Origin of the sequence: Frigoribacterium sp. CFBP 8754, assembly GCF_014841815.1 — a bacterium.
In the GTDB taxonomy this organism is placed as follows: domain Bacteria; phylum Actinomycetota; class Actinomycetes; order Actinomycetales; family Microbacteriaceae; genus Frigoribacterium; species Frigoribacterium endophyticum.
Genome location: NZ_JACYUO010000001.1, coordinates 299,906 through 314,378, shown reverse-complemented (window position 1 = coordinate 314,378; position 14,473 = coordinate 299,906). Strand labels below are relative to the sequence as shown.

Below are 14,473 nucleotides of genomic sequence, written 5' to 3'. Positions count from 1 at the left end.
GCACGACGTCGAGACACGAGGAGGCGCGGTGTCGCGCCCGCCGCCGGTCCGGTGAGAGCATGGAGGCATGTCGATCGTCCAGCCCATGCTCTCCCTGTGGGACGACGAACCGACCCCGCCCGCGCCTCCGGCACGCCCCGCCCACGAGCAGCGCGTGCTCGCCGACTCGAGCGACCGCATCGCGTGGCTCCGGGCCCGGAGCCGCGGCATCACCGCGACCGACGTCGCGCGGCTCTCGAGCCCGCGGGCCGTGCAGGCCGTGGTGCTCGACAAGCTCTACGGCAACGGCTTCGGCGGCAACGCCTACACCGACCACGGCCGGGCCCGGGAGCCCGAGATCGCGCGCTGGGTGCTCGCGGAGCACCGCATCGCCCCGAGCTCGAAGCTCTTCCACGCCGCCGACCGGCCGCGCCACCTCGCCACCCCCGACGGCGTGGCCGTCCGGGCCGACGGCGCGGTGGAGCTCTGCGAGATCAAGACGACGAAGAAGGCGTGGACGAGCATCCCCCGCTCGTACCTCCGCCAGGTGTTCTGGCAGCAGTACGTGCTCGGGGCGGAGCGCACGCTCGTCGTCTGGGAGCAGCACGTCGACTTCGTGCCGCTCGACGCCGTGCCGATGTGCCGGTGGGTCGATCGTGACGACGACGAGATCCACCGCCTCGTGGGCCTCGCCGACACCGTGCTCGACACCCTGGCGCGTCAGGCGCCCGTCGACCCGTTCGCCCCGGGCGTGCGGGCCTACGAGCCGCCGCCCTACGACCCGCTGCGCTGATCCGCTCGCGCTGACCCGCTGCCCTCCCCCTCGACCGCGGCGAGGTTTTCCGCCCCCGTGACGCGGCCGAAACACGACCGACCCATCCGCCCTGTCTGATGGGTCGTGCAGGGAGCCTGCTCGTCACCGAGCGCTCCGCGACGACAGGGAGGGTGCGATGACGCACACGACGATGCGGGCCATGGTCATCGAGCGGACGGGCGGGCCTGAGCAGCTCGTCGCGGCGGAGGTGCCCGTGCCGACGCGGGTCGGCTCGGAGGTGCTGGTGCGGGTGCTCGCCGCCGGGGTCAACCGGGTGGACGCGGAGGCGCGGGCCGGCCTGGGCGACAGCGCCGGCGTCCCGGTGTTCCCGGCCGTGCTCGGGCACGACTTCAGCGGCGTCGTCGTCGAGGTGCCGTACGCGGCGCACGCGCTCCACGTGGGCGACGCCGTCTACGGCATGGCGCCCTTCCCCCGCGCCGGCGGGAGCTACGCCGAGTACGTCAGCGTGCCGTCGTCGTCCGTCGCGCGGAAGCCCGCGACGCTCTCGCACGTCGAGGCCGCGGGCGTGCCGCTGGCCGCCCTCACCGCCTGGGGCATGGTGGTCGACGTCGCCAAGGCCCACGAGGGCCAGCGCATCCTCGTGCACGCGGGGGCCGGGGGCGTGGGCCACTTCGCCGTCCAGATCGCCGCCTACTTCGGGGCGCACGTCGTCGCGACCGGCTCGCAGCGGAACGCGGGCTGGCTCCGCGAGCTCGGGGCCGCCGAGGTCGTCGACTACGACGCCGTCGACCTCGAGCGGACGGTGCGCGACGTCGACGTCGTGGTCACCCTCGTGGACGACGTCGCGGTGGCCGAGGCCAGCCTGCGCGTGCTGCGGCCCGGCGGCGTCGTCGTGCACGCCCCCACCGCCTCCTTCGCCGGGGCCTCCGTCGCGGCCGAGGCCGCCGGCGTCCGGACCACCGGCTTCGCCGTGAGCCCCGACGCCGCGACCCTCTCGGTCATCGCCCGGCTGCTCGACTCGGGCGACCTGCGCGTCTACGTCGACGATGTCTACGACCTCGACGAGGCGGCCGACGCCCACACCCGGCTTGAGCGCTGCCACACGCGCGGCAAGCTCGTCCTCCGCGTCGCCGACGAGTGACGCACCGCCGACGCGCCCGTCACCGCGCGGACCGGCTGGGCGGGCGCGGGCACGTCCCGAAGAGGCACTCCGCCACCACTGACTGATATGTTGGCTGACCATGGCGCAGCGAGAAGGGTTCAGCGACACGATCGCAGGCCCGAGGTGGTTGTCAGTCGCCGGAGCGTTGACGCTGGCAATCGTCGTGCTCACCACCGCGGTGTCGGTCCGTGTCATGCTCCCGGCCGAGGACGTCCCCGTCTGGCTGTTCCTGGTGTTCGGGGTGGAGCACCTGGTCGCTCTCGGTGCGGCGGCCGTCATGATCCTCCGGCGCATCACGATCTCCCTCGGCGACACTCACCTCGACGCTCGTCTCGAGCCTCTCCGCGTGATGCACGTCCGGCTCAAGGACGTCACGGACGTGGAGGTCGCCGACCTGAGCGCGCGCAGTGCCGCGGGGATCGGCTGGCGGATCGTCGGTCGCGACCAGTTCGTCCTGTGGTCGGCGGGCCCGGCCGTGTGGCTGACCCTCGCCGACGGGCGACGGCGGGTCATCCGCACCGACCGTGCTGACGAACTGAGCCGCACCGTGCTCGAGGCGATGACGTCGGCATCGCCCGCGGCGTAGCCGGGCCGGCGCGGCCGCTAGAGGCGACGCTCGAGCACGAAGTCGGCCTGCGGGTCGTCGCCGAGGGCGAAGGTGCGGGTGCCGACGCGCTCCAGGCCGTGCTTGGCGTAGAAGCGCAGTGCACGGTCGTTCTGCTGGTTGACGCCGAGCCACACCGAGGAGGCGCCCGTCGCGCCGGCCGCGTCGACGGTCGCGGCCATCAGGGTCGACGCCGCGCCCGTCCCGTGCCCCTGGGGCATGACGTAGAACTTGCTCAGCTCCACCGTCGGCCGGGACGACACGGCCGCGGCGACGTCGGCGTCGGCGGGGTCGCCGGCCACGAGCATGCTGTAGCCCAGGGCGCCCGTCGTGGCCGGGTCCACGGCCAGCAGCACCGTCCGGGAGTCGTCCGCGAGGTACCGCGAGAAGGCGTCCTCCGACAGGGTCGTCGTCACGACGCGCGCGATGTCCGTCAACGACGAGCCGGGCGGGCAGGCCAGGGGGAAGGTCACCGCCGCCACCTCGGCGAGAAGGGCGGAGTCGGCGGGCATGGCGGGGCGGACGATGACGGTCATCTGCCCATGGTGCCGCACCCGCGCCTCCTGCCCTGACCAGGCATGCCCCAGAACATGTCGACGGGCACGACGAAGGCCGCCCCACTCGAGAGTGGGACGGCCTTCGGGCGACGCTGCGCTCTGGGTCGGTGAGACCTAGAAGACGTTGATGTCGAGGGGGATGCCGGGACCGAAGGTCGTCGACAGCGTGCCCTTGGTGATGTAGCGGCCCTTGGAGGAGGACGGCTTGAGACGGACGACCTCTTCGAGGGCGGCGTCGAGGTTGGTGTTCAGCTGCTCTTCCGAGAAGCCGGCCTTGCCGATGACGAAGTGCACGTTGCTGTGCTTGTCGACACGGAACTCGATCTTTCCGCCCTTGATGTCGTTGACGGCCTGCGCGACGTTCGGGGTCACGGTGCCGGTCTTCGGGTTGGGCATGAGGCCGCGGGGGCCGAGCACCTTTCCGAGACGGCCGACCTTGCCCATGAGCTCGGGCGTCGAGACGGCCGAGTCGAACGACGTGTAGCCGCCGGCGACCTTCTCGATGAGCTCGTCGCCGCCGACCTCGTCGGCACCGGCCGCGATGGCGGCCTCAGCGGCGGCACCCGTCGCGAAGACGATGACGCGGGCGGTCTTGCCCGTGCCGTGCGGGAGGATGACGGTGCCGCGCACCATCTGGTCCGCCTTGCGGGGGTCGACGCCGAGCTTGAGCGCGACCTCGACGGTCGAGTCGAACTTCTTCGAGCCGGTCTCGCGGGCGACCGCGACGGCCTCGCTGGTGCTGTAGAACTTGCCTGCCTCGATCTTCTCGGCAGCGGCGCGGTACGCCTTGGACTTCTGAGCCATGTTGGACCTCTTCGTACTGGGGACGTGGTAGCGAGCCTGGCCGGCTCTCCCACTGGTGTCTGGGTCGTGCAGGCGGGTCGCCTGCACGGAGGGGTGCTGCTTAGGCGTCGACCGTGATGCCCATGGAGCGGGCGGTGCCGGCGATGATCTTCGCCGCGGCGTCGATGTCGTTGGCGTTCAGGTCGGCCTGCTTCGTCGTGGCGATCTCGCGGACCTGCTCCATGGTCAGCGTGCCGACCTTGGCGGTGTGCGGGGTCGAGGAGCCCTTGGCGACGCCGGCAGCCTTCTTGATGAGCTCGGCGGCGGGCGGGGTCTTCAGGACGAACGTGAACGAGCGGTCTTCGTAGACCGTGATCTCGACCGGCACGACGTTGCCGCGCTGCGACTCGGTCGCGGCGTTGTAGGCCTTGCAGAACTCCATGATGTTCACGCCGTGCTGACCCAGGGCCGGCCCGATGGGCGGGGCGGGGTTCGCGGCGCCGGCGTTGATCTGAAGCTTGATCAGACCCGTGACCTTCTTTTTCGGTGCCATTGTTCTTTTCCTTCTTCTGGGGTTCGAGCCGACGGCGGCTGCCGCTGGCTCTCCCGGTGGCCCGTGGGGACGGACTCCGGTGAGGTGTCAAGACTGGGGGGAGGTGCGGACGAGGCCTGCACTCGACACAGCGTACTGGACGAGGGCGTGGATCACACCCCCGACGGGCGACGCGGTGCTAGAGCTTGGTGACCTGGTCGAAGCTGAGCTCGACCGGGGTCTCGCGCTCGAAGAGCGAGACGAGCACGGTGAGCTTGCCGCTCTCGGGCTTGATCTCGTTGATCGTGCCGGGGAGGCCCGCGAACGAGCCCTCCTTGATCGTGATCGTCTCGCCGATCTCGAAGTCGACCTCGGCGGGGATGACGCGCTGGGTCTGCTTGCCCTTGGCGCCGCCCTTCGCGGTCGGGGCCGCCTCCTGCACCTGCACGAGGCTCTTCAGCATGTTGAAGGCCTCCTCGAAGCGGAGGGGCGTCGGGTTGTGGGCGTTGCCCACGAAGCCGGTGACGCCGGGGGTGTGGCGGACGACCGACCAGGAGTCCTCGTTGAGGTCCATGCGGACGAGCACGTAGCCGGGGATCCGCACGCGGGTGACCAGCTTGCGCTGCCCGTTCTTGATCTCGACGACGTCCTCCATCGGGACCTCGACCTGGTAGATGTAGTCCTCCATGGTCATGGAGACCATGCGGTTCTCGATGTTCTGCTTCACGCGGCGCTCGAAGCCCGCGTAGCTGTGGATGACGTACCACTTGCCGGGCTTGCCGCGCAGGTCGTAGCGGAACGCCTCGTACGGGTCGACCTCGGCCTCGTCGTCGACCTCCTCCGACTCGACGTCGACGGCGACGTCGTCGAAGGCGGCCTCGGCGTCGGCGTCCTGGACGGACTGCTCGGCCTCGGCGATGACGGCGTCCGCGCCGCTGGCGTCGCCCTCGGCGGCCAGCTCCTCCGCCTCGCTGTCGGCCTCGTCGTCGGTCGCCTCGACGGCGGCCTCCGCCTCGGCGGCGTCGTCGATGTCGAGCGCGTCGTCGACGACGGCGTCGGCCTCGGGGTCGGACGCCTCGGCCAGGGTGTCGAGCAGCTCGTCGAGGTCGCCCGAGTCGTCGGTGCCCTCGTCGCCCTCGTCGACGATCGAGATCGCGCTCTCCTCGGCCGAGCCCGCGTCGCCGTCGGTGTCGACGTCGAGGACGTCGCCCTCCTGGGTCTCGCCGACCTCCGAGGACTGCTCGGCGGCGGGGGCCAGGTCGATGTCGTCGCGCTCGTTCTCAGGCAAGGGTTCTTCTTCCGTTCGTGGGGTGTCGGGCTGGCGACCGCCGCGGCGGCCGCGCGGCGCGGTCGAGGGGACCGCGCGGTGTCGTGTCAGCTGCCGGTCGGGCCGTTGCCGAAGACGTACCCGACGGCGAGGCCGAAGAGGGAGTCCAGGCCGGTGACCAGGGCCATCATGATGACGACGAAGACGAGCACGACGCCCGTGTAGCTCAGGAGTTCTCTGCGGGTCGGGGTGACGACCTTCTTCAGCTCACCGATCACCTGACGGATGAACAGCGCGATGCGCGCGAAGGGGCTGCGCCGGACGGCGACGTCGTTCTTCGCCTTCTCGACGACGTCCTCACTGGGGACGTCGAGGTCTTTTCTCGCCACTGTCTGGGTACCTTCCGAGCTCGGCCCGCGGGGCCTGGTGTCCGATGGACGGACAGTCGTCCGGGGACCGGACGGTCGTCCGGTGTCCCGGGCCGCCGCTCTGACTAGTGTCGGTCGCGACGACCCGGCCGGGCTGCAGGGCGGACAGGACTCGAACCTGCAACCTGCGGTTTTGGAGACCGCTGCTCTACCAATTGAGCCACCGCCCTTCGGGCTGACGATCAGGGCCCGGCGACACCGTGAGGCGCGCAGGAACTCCGCGCTCGTCGGCGCCTCGGCAAGTGTAGGCGAACCCCGACCGCGGTGCAAAGCCGACGGGCGGAGGCCCTGCCGCCTCCGGGGCCGCCGCAGCTAGGCTGACCCCCGTGACCACGCCAGCGCGCCGCCTCTCGTCCCGCATCGCCTCCATCGCCCCGTCCGCGACGCTCGCGGTCGACGCCAAGGCCAAGGCCCTGCTGGCCGAGGGCCGGCCGATCATCAGCTACGGCCCGGGCGAGCCCAACTTCCCGACCCCCGACCACATCGTCGAGGCGGCGGTCGCGGCCGCCCGTGACCCGCGCAACCACCGCTACACCGCCGGGGCCGGCCTCCCCGAGCTGCGTGAGGCGATCGTCGAGAAGACCCTCCGCGACAGCGGCACGGCGGTCACGGCGAGCCAGGTCGTCGTCACCAACGGCGGCAAGCAGGCCGTCTACCAGGCCTTCGCCGCGCTCCTCGACGAGGGCGACGAGGTCCTCCTCCCCTCGCCGTACTGGACGACGTACCCCGAGGCCGTGAAGCTCGCGGGCGGCGTCACCGTCGAGGTCTTCGCGGGCGCCGACCAGCAGTACAAGGTCACGGTCGACCAGCTCGAGGCCGCGCGGACGAGCCGGACGAAGGTCCTGCTGTTCTGCTCCCCCTCCAACCCCACCGGGTCGGTGTACACGCCCGACGAGGTGGCCGCCATCGGCCGCTGGGCCGTCGAGGCCGGCGTCTGGGTCATCAGCGACGAGATCTACCAGGACCTCACCTACGACGGCGTCGAGGCCGTCTCGATCACCGCCGCCGTGCCCGAGGTCGCCGACCAGACGATCCTCGTCAACGGCGTAGCGAAGACCTACGCCATGACCGGCTGGCGGGTGGGCTGGATGGTCGGGCCCGCCGACGTGGTCGCCGGAGCGTCGAACCTCCAGTCGCACCTGACCTCCAACGTCTCCAACGTCTCCCAGCGCGCTGCCCTCGCGGCCCTGACGGGCCCGCAGGACGACGTCGAGGCCATGCGCCTCGCCTTCGACGCCCGCCGGGCCGTGATCGTCCGCGAGCTGAACGCCGTCGACGGCATCGTCACCCCGACGCCGCAGGGCGCCTTCTACGTCTACCCCGACGTGCGGGGCCTCCTCGGCCGCGAGTGGGCCGGCAGCACCCCGACGACGTCGCTCGAGCTCGCCGACCTCATCCTCGAGCACGCCGACGTGGCCACGGTGCCCGGCGAGGCCTTCGGCCCGAGCGGCTACCTCCGCCTGTCGTACGCCCTCGGCGACGACCAGCTCCTCGAGGGCGTCCAGCGCCTCCAGCGCCTGTTCTCCTAGGTGGGCCGGGGGCCGGGGGCCGGGGCCGACCGGGTCGGCCGGCTCCGGCCCGGGCAGGCCTCGGCCGGGCCGACCTAGAGCGAGAGGCCGAGCAGCACGGGCTCGGGGTGCAGCACGACCCCGAACTCGGCCGAGACGCGCTGCTGCACGAAGCGCGCCAGCTCGGCGACGTCCGCCGCGGTGGCGCTCCCCCGGTTCGTCAGGGCGAGCGTGTGCTTCGACGAGATCGCCGCGCCGGAGCCCGGCAGCCGGAACCCCCGGCCGATCCCGGCCTGCTCGATCAGCCAGGCGGCGCTGAGCTTCACCAGGCCCGACGACGGAGGGGGCGGCGGTGCGGGCGCGTCGCCCAGGGGGACGACCCGCGCCTCCGGCTCCGGGTCGACGGGCCAGCGCGGCGCCGCCGACGGCAGCGCCGCGGCGACCTGACGCGGAACGATCGGGTTCGTGAAGAACGACCCGCACGAGGTCGCGTCGGCGTCGGCGGGGTCGAGCACCATGCCCTTGGAGGCGCGGAGGGCCAGCACGCTCGCCCGCACGTCGGCGACCGGCACCCGGTCGCCCAGCCCCACGCCGAGCGCGGTCGCCAGCTGCGGGTACGAGACCTGGGCGCTGGTGCCGCCGTCGTCGACGAGGGCGAACTCGACCGCGGTCACGACGCCGCGTCGACCGCGCTTGAACACGCTCGTGCGGTAGCCGAGCCCCAGGTTCGCGGCCGGGACGCGGACGAACTCGCCCGTCTCGGCGTCGAGGAAGTCGACCGAGACGAGCGTCTGGGCGACCTCCTGGCCGTAGGCCCCGATGTTCTGGATCGGCGAGGCGCCCGTCGAGCCCGGGATGCCGCTGAGGGCCTCGAAGCCCGACCAGCCCTGGTCGACGGTGTGGGCGACGAGGTCCTCCCACGGCTCGCCCGCCGCGACGCGGAGGCGCACGCGGCCGTCGACGTCGTCGAGGCGCTCGACTCCCCGGGTGGCGACCCGGAGCACGGTGCCGTCGAAGCCCTCGTCGGCGGCCAGGGTGTTCGAGCCGCCGCCGAGCACGAACCAGTCGTCGCCGTCGGCCGTGACCTCCCGGGCGAGCTCGACCAGCTCGTCGGTCGTGGCGGCCTCGACGAGCCGGGTCGGCTCGCCGCCGACGCGCATCGTGGTCAGGTCGGCGAGGGAGGTCACGCCAGCGTCACCACGACCTGGGCCTTGCCGAGCACGGTCTGGCCCGCGGACGACACCCGGAGGTCGATGCGCGCGGTGCCGGCCTCGGCGTCCAGCGCGCCGACCGTGGCCGTGACCGTGATCTCTGCTCCGTCGGCGGGGTCGACGACGACGGGTCGCGTGAAGCGCACCTGGTAGTCGCTGACCCAGCCCAGCACGCCGGCGTCGTCGCCCGCACCGTCGAGCCACTCCACGACGGGCTGCACGGCGGTGCCCATCGTCAGCATGCCGTGGGCGAGCACGCCCGGCAGGCCGACCGACTCCGCGACGTCGTCGCGGTAGTGGATGGGGTTGAAGTCGCCGGAGGCGCCGGCGTAGCGGACGAGGGAGTCGCGGGAGACCGCGTAGGACTTCTCGGCGACCACGAGGCCGACCTGCAGGGCGCTCACGCGTCGTCCCCCCGGACCACGAGGGTGGAGACGGCGGTCACGACGTGCGCGCCGGTCTGGTCGACCATGGCGGACGACGCCGTGACCATCGCGTTGCCGCCGAGGGTCTTGACGCCGGTCACCGTGAGGGTGGCCGTGAGCTCGTCGCCGGCGACGACCGGTCGCGAGTAGCTGAAGCGCTGCTCGCCGTGCACCACGCGGGAGAAGTCGATGCCGGCGCCCGGCTCGGCCAGCAGCTGCGCGAGCGTGGCCTCCTGCACGACGACGGGGAAGGTGGGCGGGGCGACGAGGTCGGCGTGGCCGGCGGCGCGGGCCGCCTCGACGTCGAGCGAGAGCGGGCTCGTGGACGCGGTGGCGCGCGCGAACTCGCGCACCTTCTCACGGCCGACGAGGTACGGGGCGGTCGGCGGGAAGACCCGCCCTCGGAGCTCGGGGTTCACTGGCACCCGTCGAGTCTAGCCAGGGCCGTCGTCCGGGGAGGGCGGAGGCCCTTCGTCCAGGGAGGGCGGAGGCCTTTCGTCCCAGGAGGGAGCGGGGCTTTTGTCGGAGGGGCGGCGTACGTTCTCCCCATGAGCGACGCCAACATCGATCCCGACATCACGCCCGTCGATCCCGCGGCCCCCGAGGCCGACGAGAACGCTGCCCCCGGCCCCGCCGAGGGCTCCGACCAGTCGCAGGGCACCCCGCCCGCCGGCGCCACCCTGGGCGGCGAGCGCCCCGACTCCTCCAACACCGCCTCGAAGGACCCTGAGCAGTGGGTCACCGGCGACGAGCCCATCACCGGCCCGCAGGCGAGCTACCTCGACACGCTGGCCCGCGAGGCCGGCGAGGAGCTCCCGGCCGACATGACGAAGGCCGAGGCCAGCGAGAACATCGACCGCCTGCAGCAGAAGACCGGTCGCGGGGCCTGATCCCCACCGGGTGACCCCGGGCCCGTGGGGCCAGGGGTCACCCCCGTTCAGCCCGTCGGGCCCCCCGGCCCCGCACGTCGGGCCCCCAGGCCTCACCCGTCGGGCCGACCGGCCCGACCTCTGCCAGGCTGGGTCCGATGTCGACAGTCTCCGCGCTGGTGCGCAGCACCCACCCCGGCCCCACGGCGACCGTCACGCTCCTCAGCCTGGTGCTCGGCCTGGCCGTCTCGCTCGAGGCAGGGGCCCTCGTCGTGGTGACCGTCGCCGTGCTGGCGGGCCAGGTCTCGATCGGGCTCTCGAACGACCTCGTCGACCTCGACCGAGACCGCAGCGTCGGCCGGGCCGACAAGCCCCTCGCCCTGGGCCAGGTCTCCCCCGGCGTGGTCGGCGCGGCCGCGGTCGTGTCCCTCGTCGTCGGCGTCGCCGCCCCGTTCCTCCTCTCGGTGCCCGCGGGCCTCGCCCACCTCGTGCTCGTCGCCTCCGGCTGGGCCTACAACCTCGGGCTGAAGCGCACCGCCGCCTCCGTCGTCCCGTTCGTGGTGAGCTTCGGGCTGCTGCCCGCGGTGGTGACCCTCGCGCTCACGCCTCCCGCGCCTCCCGCGGCCTGGGCCCTCGGGGTCGGGGCCGTCTTCGGCGTCGCCATCCACTTCACCAACGTGCTGCCCGACCTCGGCGACGACGCGGCCACCGGGGTGGCGGGCCTGCCGCACCGCCTCGGCCGCCTGCCCGCCGGGGTGGTCGCCTTCGCCGCCCTCGCGGTCGCGGCCTGCCTCACCCTCGCGGGCCAGCTCGGCAGCGGGGCCACGGCCGCCGGCCCCGTCGTGGCCGTGCTCGGCTTCGTCGTCGTGCTCGGCATCGCCGCCGCGGGCACGGTCGTCGTCGTGCGGGGCGGCGACACGCGCCTGCTCTTCCGGCTGATCATCGTGGCCGCCCTCGTGCTCGTCGGGCAGCTCGCCCTGAGCGGCGCGGCGATCGTCGCCTGAGCCGCGCCGCAGCTCCGGCCCCCGACCCGGAACCGGCACGGCCCCGGCCCCGGCCCGGCCACGGCCCCGGCCCGGCCTCCGGCGCCGGACGGGCGCCCGTGACCGATCAGGCGAAGCGCATCGCATAGGTGTCGGCGAGGAGGCGCGAGGCCGGCGACCGGAGGGCTACCGTGAGCCCCGCGCGACGCACGGCCAGGGCGGCGGGGCCCGCCGGTCGGCCGAGCGCCATGTTGAGCTCGGCCTGACGGGCGGCCCGGAGGGCGGCGCGTCGCCGGGACGCCTCGACGGCGCCGAACGCGCCCGGGTCGTGTCGACGACCGCCCGCGGTCCGGAGCGCCCGCGAGAGCACGGGGGCCCAGGCCACGGCGTCGAGCCAGCCGAGGTTCATGCCCTGCCCGCCGATGGGGCTGATCTCGTGGGCGGCGTCGCCGATCAGCAGGACGCGCCCGACCGCGGTGCGCGCGGCCAGCCGCCGCTGCACCGAGAACGCGCTCAGCATGGTCGACGAGGCGGCGTCGACGCGGAGGCCCGTGCGGCGCCGGACGAGGCCGGCGACCTCGTCGACGTCGGGGCCGGCGGGCCCGCCCTCGGGCAGCGACACCACGAAGCGGCGCACGCCGCCCGGCAACGGGAACGACTCGACCACGCCGTCGCCCTCGACGTTCACGACGGCGTCGGCACCGTCACCGGTCTCGTCGGCGAAGTCGCCCATCACGAAGCGGTCGCGGTAGCGGCGGACGGGCGCGTCGACGTGCAGCAGGTCACGGACGCCGCTCCGCGAGCCGTCCGCGGCGACGACGAAGCGCGCGGCGAGCTCGACCGGCCCCGACGGGCCCTCGCCGGTCAGCACGACCCGTTCGCCCTCCTCGACGAGGCCGGTGAGGCTCACGCCCCGGCGCAGCGCCCCGGGGGCCAGCGCCTCGAGACGGGCGCGCAGCACGGCCTCGGTGCGGTGCTGGGGCACGGCGGCGACGAAGGGCCAGCGCGCTCCCGGCCGGCGGTCGAAGTCGACGGTGCCGAGCGTGCGGCCGGCGCTCCGGGCGACGCCGCGGCGGATGCGCACGGCCGACTCCACGAGCTCCTCGGCGGCGCCGACGGCGGCCAGGGCGTCGAGCGACGGCGGGTGGACGCCGATCGCGCGCGAGAGCTGCGGCTCGTCGGTGCGGCGCTCCCAGACGGCGACATCGAGGCCGAGGTGCGCGAAGAGGGCAGCGGCGTGCACCCCGACGGGCCCGCCGCCGACGACCACGACGTCGTGCGTGATCACGAGGCGACCTCCGCGGCCGCCCGACCCGCGACTCCCCCCGGCTCCGAGGAGGCGCGGAGCGGCTCCCAGGTCAGCCAGACCCGCATCGGCGGCCGGGCCAGCACGCGCCACCGCGGCGGCGCCACGGCGCGGAGCTCGTCGACGCGCCAGCTGCGGCGGATCGAGCGGAGGCCGTCGACCCGGACGAACGACGACCCCGCCAGCGGCAGGGTCCCGACCGCGTAGGCGGCGTAGGCCGCCCGCGAGCGTCGGATGTCGCTGTGCAGGGCGAGCCGCCGGGCCAGCCGCTCGCTGTCGGAGAGGACGGCCGTGCGGGCGGCGTCGTCGAGGTGGTGCAGGACGTGGTTCGACACGACGACGTCGAAGGTCTCGCCCGCCGCCACCAGGTCGGCGCTCGAGGCCCGTCGGTAGTCGACCCCGCGTCGGGGCCGGGCCGACGCGAAGTCGTGGGCCCGCTCGTCGGGGTCGACCGCCGTGACGTGCAGCGCGAGCCCGTCACGCTCGGCCCACCGCGCCAGCGCCCTCGCGAGGTCGCCGCCGCCCGAGCCGAGGTCGAGGAGGGTGGTCGGGGCGTCGGACGAGGCCACGAGGGGCCGGAGGCGCTCCGTCCAGGCCCGCCGCCAGCCGGCCACGAGCCCGTTGACGAGAGGGAAGACCGCGTAGGTGCGCCGAAGGGCCTCGGGGTCGCAGTCGGGGTCGTCCATCAGCTCGGCGAGGTGCTCCGCCCGCCCGCGCAGGTCGGGCAGGAGCGACGTCACGCCGCGACCCGACGCGTGAGCAGGCTCGTCTCGACGGTGAGGCCGGGGCCGAACGCCATGGCGCAGACGCGTTCCCGGGCAGGCGCGACGTCCGCAGCGCCGGTCGGAGCGGCAGCGCCCCCGGCGAGGCCCACGTCGACGGCAGCGGCGACGGGCACGGCGTCGGGCACCAGGTGCTCGCGCAGGATGAACAGCACCGTCGCGCTCGACATGTTGCCCCGCGTGCGCAGCACCTCGCGCGACGGCGCCATCTGCGGGTCGCTGAGGCCGAGCCGCTGCTGCACGCGGTCGAGGATGCTCCGCCCGCCCGGGTGCACCGCCCAGCGCGTCACGTCGCCGACGCGGACGCCCTCCGCGGCGAGCAACGGCACGAGCGCGTCGTCGATGTTCTCCTCGACGATGTGCGGCACGTAGCTGCTGAGCACCATGTCGAAGCCCTGGTCGCCGATGCTCCAGGCCATGTCGTCCTCCCCCACCGGGGTCAGCACCGTCTCGAGCACGTCGAGGTCGAGCACCGTCTCGCCGGCCGGAGCCGGGCGCGCCGTCACGACCGCGGCCGCCGCGCCGTCGGCGAAGACGGAGGAGGCGATGATCGCGTCGGGGTCGTCGCTGCTGCGGAGGTGGAGGGTGCAGAGCTCGGCGCAGACGACGAGGACGACGGCGTCCGGGTCGGCCAGGCAGGTGTCGCGGGCCGACCGCAGGGCCGGGAACGCTCCGTAGCAGCCCATGAAGCCGATGTGCAGCCGCCGCGTCGTCGCCGGCAGGCCGAGGCGGCGCACCAGCAGGTAGTCGGGCCCGGGCGCGAAGAAGCCGGTGCACGAGACGGTCACGACGTGGGTGACGTCGGCCGCGGTGATCCCCGCGGCGCCGGCCAGCGCCTCCTCGGCGGCCCGGGCGAAGAGGTCGGGGCTCTCGGCCACGTACACGTCGTTGCGCGTTCCCGTCGTCGGGCGGAGGATGCGGCCCTCGGCCCGGTCGTAGAACGTGGGAGTCGCGGCGTCGTCGTCGGGACCGCCGTCGGCCGAGAGCGGGGCGGCGTCGGGCGCCCCGCCCACGCCGGTGGGCTCGGCGCCGAGCTCGGCGATGACGGTGTGCCGGGTGTCGATGGCGGCACCGTCGAAGACGGCCCCGATGAGCCGCGGAGCGAGCCTGCCGAGGTCGGGCTGCGACCGGAAGACGTCGCGGATGTGGGGCTGGTCGATGACGGTCGGGGGCAGGGCTGTTCCGATGCTTCGGATGCTCACGGGCATGCGTCATGGTATGCCCGGGGCCCCGAGCGTCGGCCCGGGCGGGCGCAGGGCTTGCCGTCGGAGGCGCGACTGTGCAGCGGGCCGACGGAGCTCG

At 73.9% G+C, this 14,473-nt stretch carries 17 protein-coding genes and 1 tRNA gene; 6 read left to right on the top strand and 12 right to left on the bottom strand.

The annotated features are described in order from the left end of the window. Positions 1 to 67 precede the first annotated feature (67 nt). From IFT72_RS01525 to IFT72_RS01515, 3 genes are all read left to right on the top strand, one after another. Positions 68 to 772: a YqaJ viral recombinase family protein gene (locus IFT72_RS01525; RefSeq protein WP_235491144.1), complete on the top strand. Its 705-nt coding sequence runs from the start codon at positions 68 to 70 to the stop codon at positions 770 to 772. 157 nt (positions 773 to 929) lie between these two features. Next, on the top strand, positions 930 to 1,895 hold the full coding sequence (locus tag IFT72_RS01520) for an NADP-dependent oxidoreductase (protein ID WP_056053033.1): 966 nt from the start codon (positions 930 to 932) through the stop codon (positions 1,893 to 1,895). Positions 1,896 to 2,061: 166 nt separating this feature from the next. Further along, positions 2,062 to 2,502 (top strand): hypothetical protein, encoded by a 441-nt coding sequence (locus tag IFT72_RS01515; protein ID WP_192045380.1) that lies wholly within the window; start codon positions 2,062 to 2,064, stop codon positions 2,500 to 2,502. A 17-nt stretch (positions 2,503 to 2,519) separates the two neighbouring features. Here the strand turns inward: IFT72_RS01515 and IFT72_RS01510 are convergent, their stop codons facing one another. The 6 genes from IFT72_RS01510 to IFT72_RS01485 all read right to left on the bottom strand — a co-directional run bounded on the left by IFT72_RS01510 (position 2,520) and on the right by IFT72_RS01485 (position 6,257). Further along, the gene (locus tag IFT72_RS01510; RefSeq protein ID WP_192045379.1) at positions 2,520 to 3,056 is read right to left on the bottom strand and encodes a GNAT family N-acetyltransferase; all 537 of its coding nucleotides are present in this window, start codon (positions 3,054 to 3,056) and stop codon (positions 2,520 to 2,522) included. Between the two features lie 135 nt (positions 3,057 to 3,191). Beyond that, positions 3,192 to 3,881: a 50S ribosomal protein L1 gene (rplA, locus tag IFT72_RS01505; protein ID WP_043592944.1), complete on the bottom strand. Its 690-nt coding sequence runs from the start codon at positions 3,879 to 3,881 to the stop codon at positions 3,192 to 3,194. A gap of 100 nt (positions 3,882 to 3,981) precedes the next feature. Continuing rightward, a complete protein-coding gene (gene rplK / locus IFT72_RS01500) occupies positions 3,982 to 4,413 on the bottom strand; it encodes a 50S ribosomal protein L11 (protein WP_056053026.1) in 432 nt (143 codons plus the stop codon). Between the two features lie 178 nt (positions 4,414 to 4,591). Next, positions 4,592 to 5,680 carry a transcription termination/antitermination protein NusG gene (gene nusG / locus IFT72_RS01495; RefSeq protein ID WP_056053024.1) on the bottom strand — a complete coding sequence of 363 codons (1,089 nt, stop codon included), beginning with the start codon at positions 5,678 to 5,680 and terminating at the stop codon, positions 4,592 to 4,594. A gap of 86 nt (positions 5,681 to 5,766) precedes the next feature. After that, positions 5,767 to 6,048 carry a preprotein translocase subunit SecE gene (gene secE / locus IFT72_RS01490; protein ID WP_056053021.1) on the bottom strand — a complete coding sequence of 94 codons (282 nt, stop codon included), beginning with the start codon at positions 6,046 to 6,048 and terminating at the stop codon, positions 5,767 to 5,769. Between the two features lie 136 nt (positions 6,049 to 6,184). Continuing rightward, a tRNA-Trp gene (locus IFT72_RS01485) sits at positions 6,185 to 6,257 on the bottom strand. A gap of 156 nt (positions 6,258 to 6,413) precedes the next feature. Between IFT72_RS01485 and IFT72_RS01480 the strand changes: the two genes are divergently transcribed. Further along, a complete protein-coding gene (locus IFT72_RS01480) occupies positions 6,414 to 7,616 on the top strand; it encodes an aminotransferase class I/II-fold pyridoxal phosphate-dependent enzyme (protein ID WP_192045378.1) in 1,203 nt (400 codons plus the stop codon). 74 nt (positions 7,617 to 7,690) lie between these two features. Here the strand turns inward: IFT72_RS01480 and IFT72_RS01475 are convergent, their stop codons facing one another. From IFT72_RS01475 to IFT72_RS01465, 3 genes are read right to left on the bottom strand one after another with little or no spacing between them, the layout of a single operon-like run. Further along, on the bottom strand, positions 7,691 to 8,782 hold the full coding sequence (locus tag IFT72_RS01475) for a UDP-N-acetylmuramate dehydrogenase (RefSeq protein WP_371741133.1): 1,092 nt from the start codon (positions 8,780 to 8,782) through the stop codon (positions 7,691 to 7,693). After that, positions 8,779 to 9,210 (bottom strand): MaoC/PaaZ C-terminal domain-containing protein, encoded by a 432-nt coding sequence (locus tag IFT72_RS01470; RefSeq protein ID WP_185231780.1) that lies wholly within the window; start codon positions 9,208 to 9,210, stop codon positions 8,779 to 8,781. Before IFT72_RS01470 ends, IFT72_RS01475 begins: the two co-directional genes overlap by 4 nt. Then, positions 9,207 to 9,656 carry a MaoC family dehydratase N-terminal domain-containing protein gene (locus tag IFT72_RS01465; RefSeq protein WP_185231778.1) on the bottom strand — a complete coding sequence of 150 codons (450 nt, stop codon included), beginning with the start codon at positions 9,654 to 9,656 and terminating at the stop codon, positions 9,207 to 9,209. Before IFT72_RS01465 ends, IFT72_RS01470 begins: the two co-directional genes overlap by 4 nt. A gap of 255 nt (positions 9,657 to 9,911) precedes the next feature. Between IFT72_RS01465 and IFT72_RS15830 the strand changes: the two genes are divergently transcribed. Further along, complete coding sequence (locus tag IFT72_RS15830) at positions 9,912 to 10,121, top strand: DUF3072 domain-containing protein (RefSeq protein ID WP_056055668.1); 210 nt, start codon at positions 9,912 to 9,914, stop codon at positions 10,119 to 10,121. Between the two features lie 137 nt (positions 10,122 to 10,258). Further along, positions 10,259 to 11,104, top strand: a complete 846-nt coding sequence (locus IFT72_RS01455) for a UbiA family prenyltransferase (protein WP_192045377.1) — start codon at positions 10,259 to 10,261, stop codon at positions 11,102 to 11,104. A 106-nt stretch (positions 11,105 to 11,210) separates the two neighbouring features. Here the strand turns inward: IFT72_RS01455 and IFT72_RS01450 are convergent, their stop codons facing one another. The 3 genes from IFT72_RS01450 to IFT72_RS01440 are packed head-to-tail and all read right to left on the bottom strand — an operon-like array spanning position 11,211 to position 14,379. After that, entirely contained in the window at positions 11,211 to 12,371 is a 1,161-nt protein-coding gene (locus tag IFT72_RS01450; protein WP_192045376.1) for an FAD-dependent monooxygenase, read from the bottom strand. Continuing rightward, the gene (locus IFT72_RS01445) at positions 12,368 to 13,129 is read right to left on the bottom strand and encodes a methyltransferase domain-containing protein (protein WP_371741132.1); all 762 of its coding nucleotides are present in this window, start codon (positions 13,127 to 13,129) and stop codon (positions 12,368 to 12,370) included. The genes IFT72_RS01450 and IFT72_RS01445 overlap by 4 nt, the downstream gene beginning before the upstream one ends. Further along, positions 13,126 to 14,379 carry a type III polyketide synthase gene (locus tag IFT72_RS01440; RefSeq protein WP_192045375.1) on the bottom strand — a complete coding sequence of 418 codons (1,254 nt, stop codon included), beginning with the start codon at positions 14,377 to 14,379 and terminating at the stop codon, positions 13,126 to 13,128. The genes IFT72_RS01445 and IFT72_RS01440 overlap by 4 nt, the downstream gene beginning before the upstream one ends. Between the last annotated feature and the right edge of the window lie 94 nt (positions 14,380 to 14,473).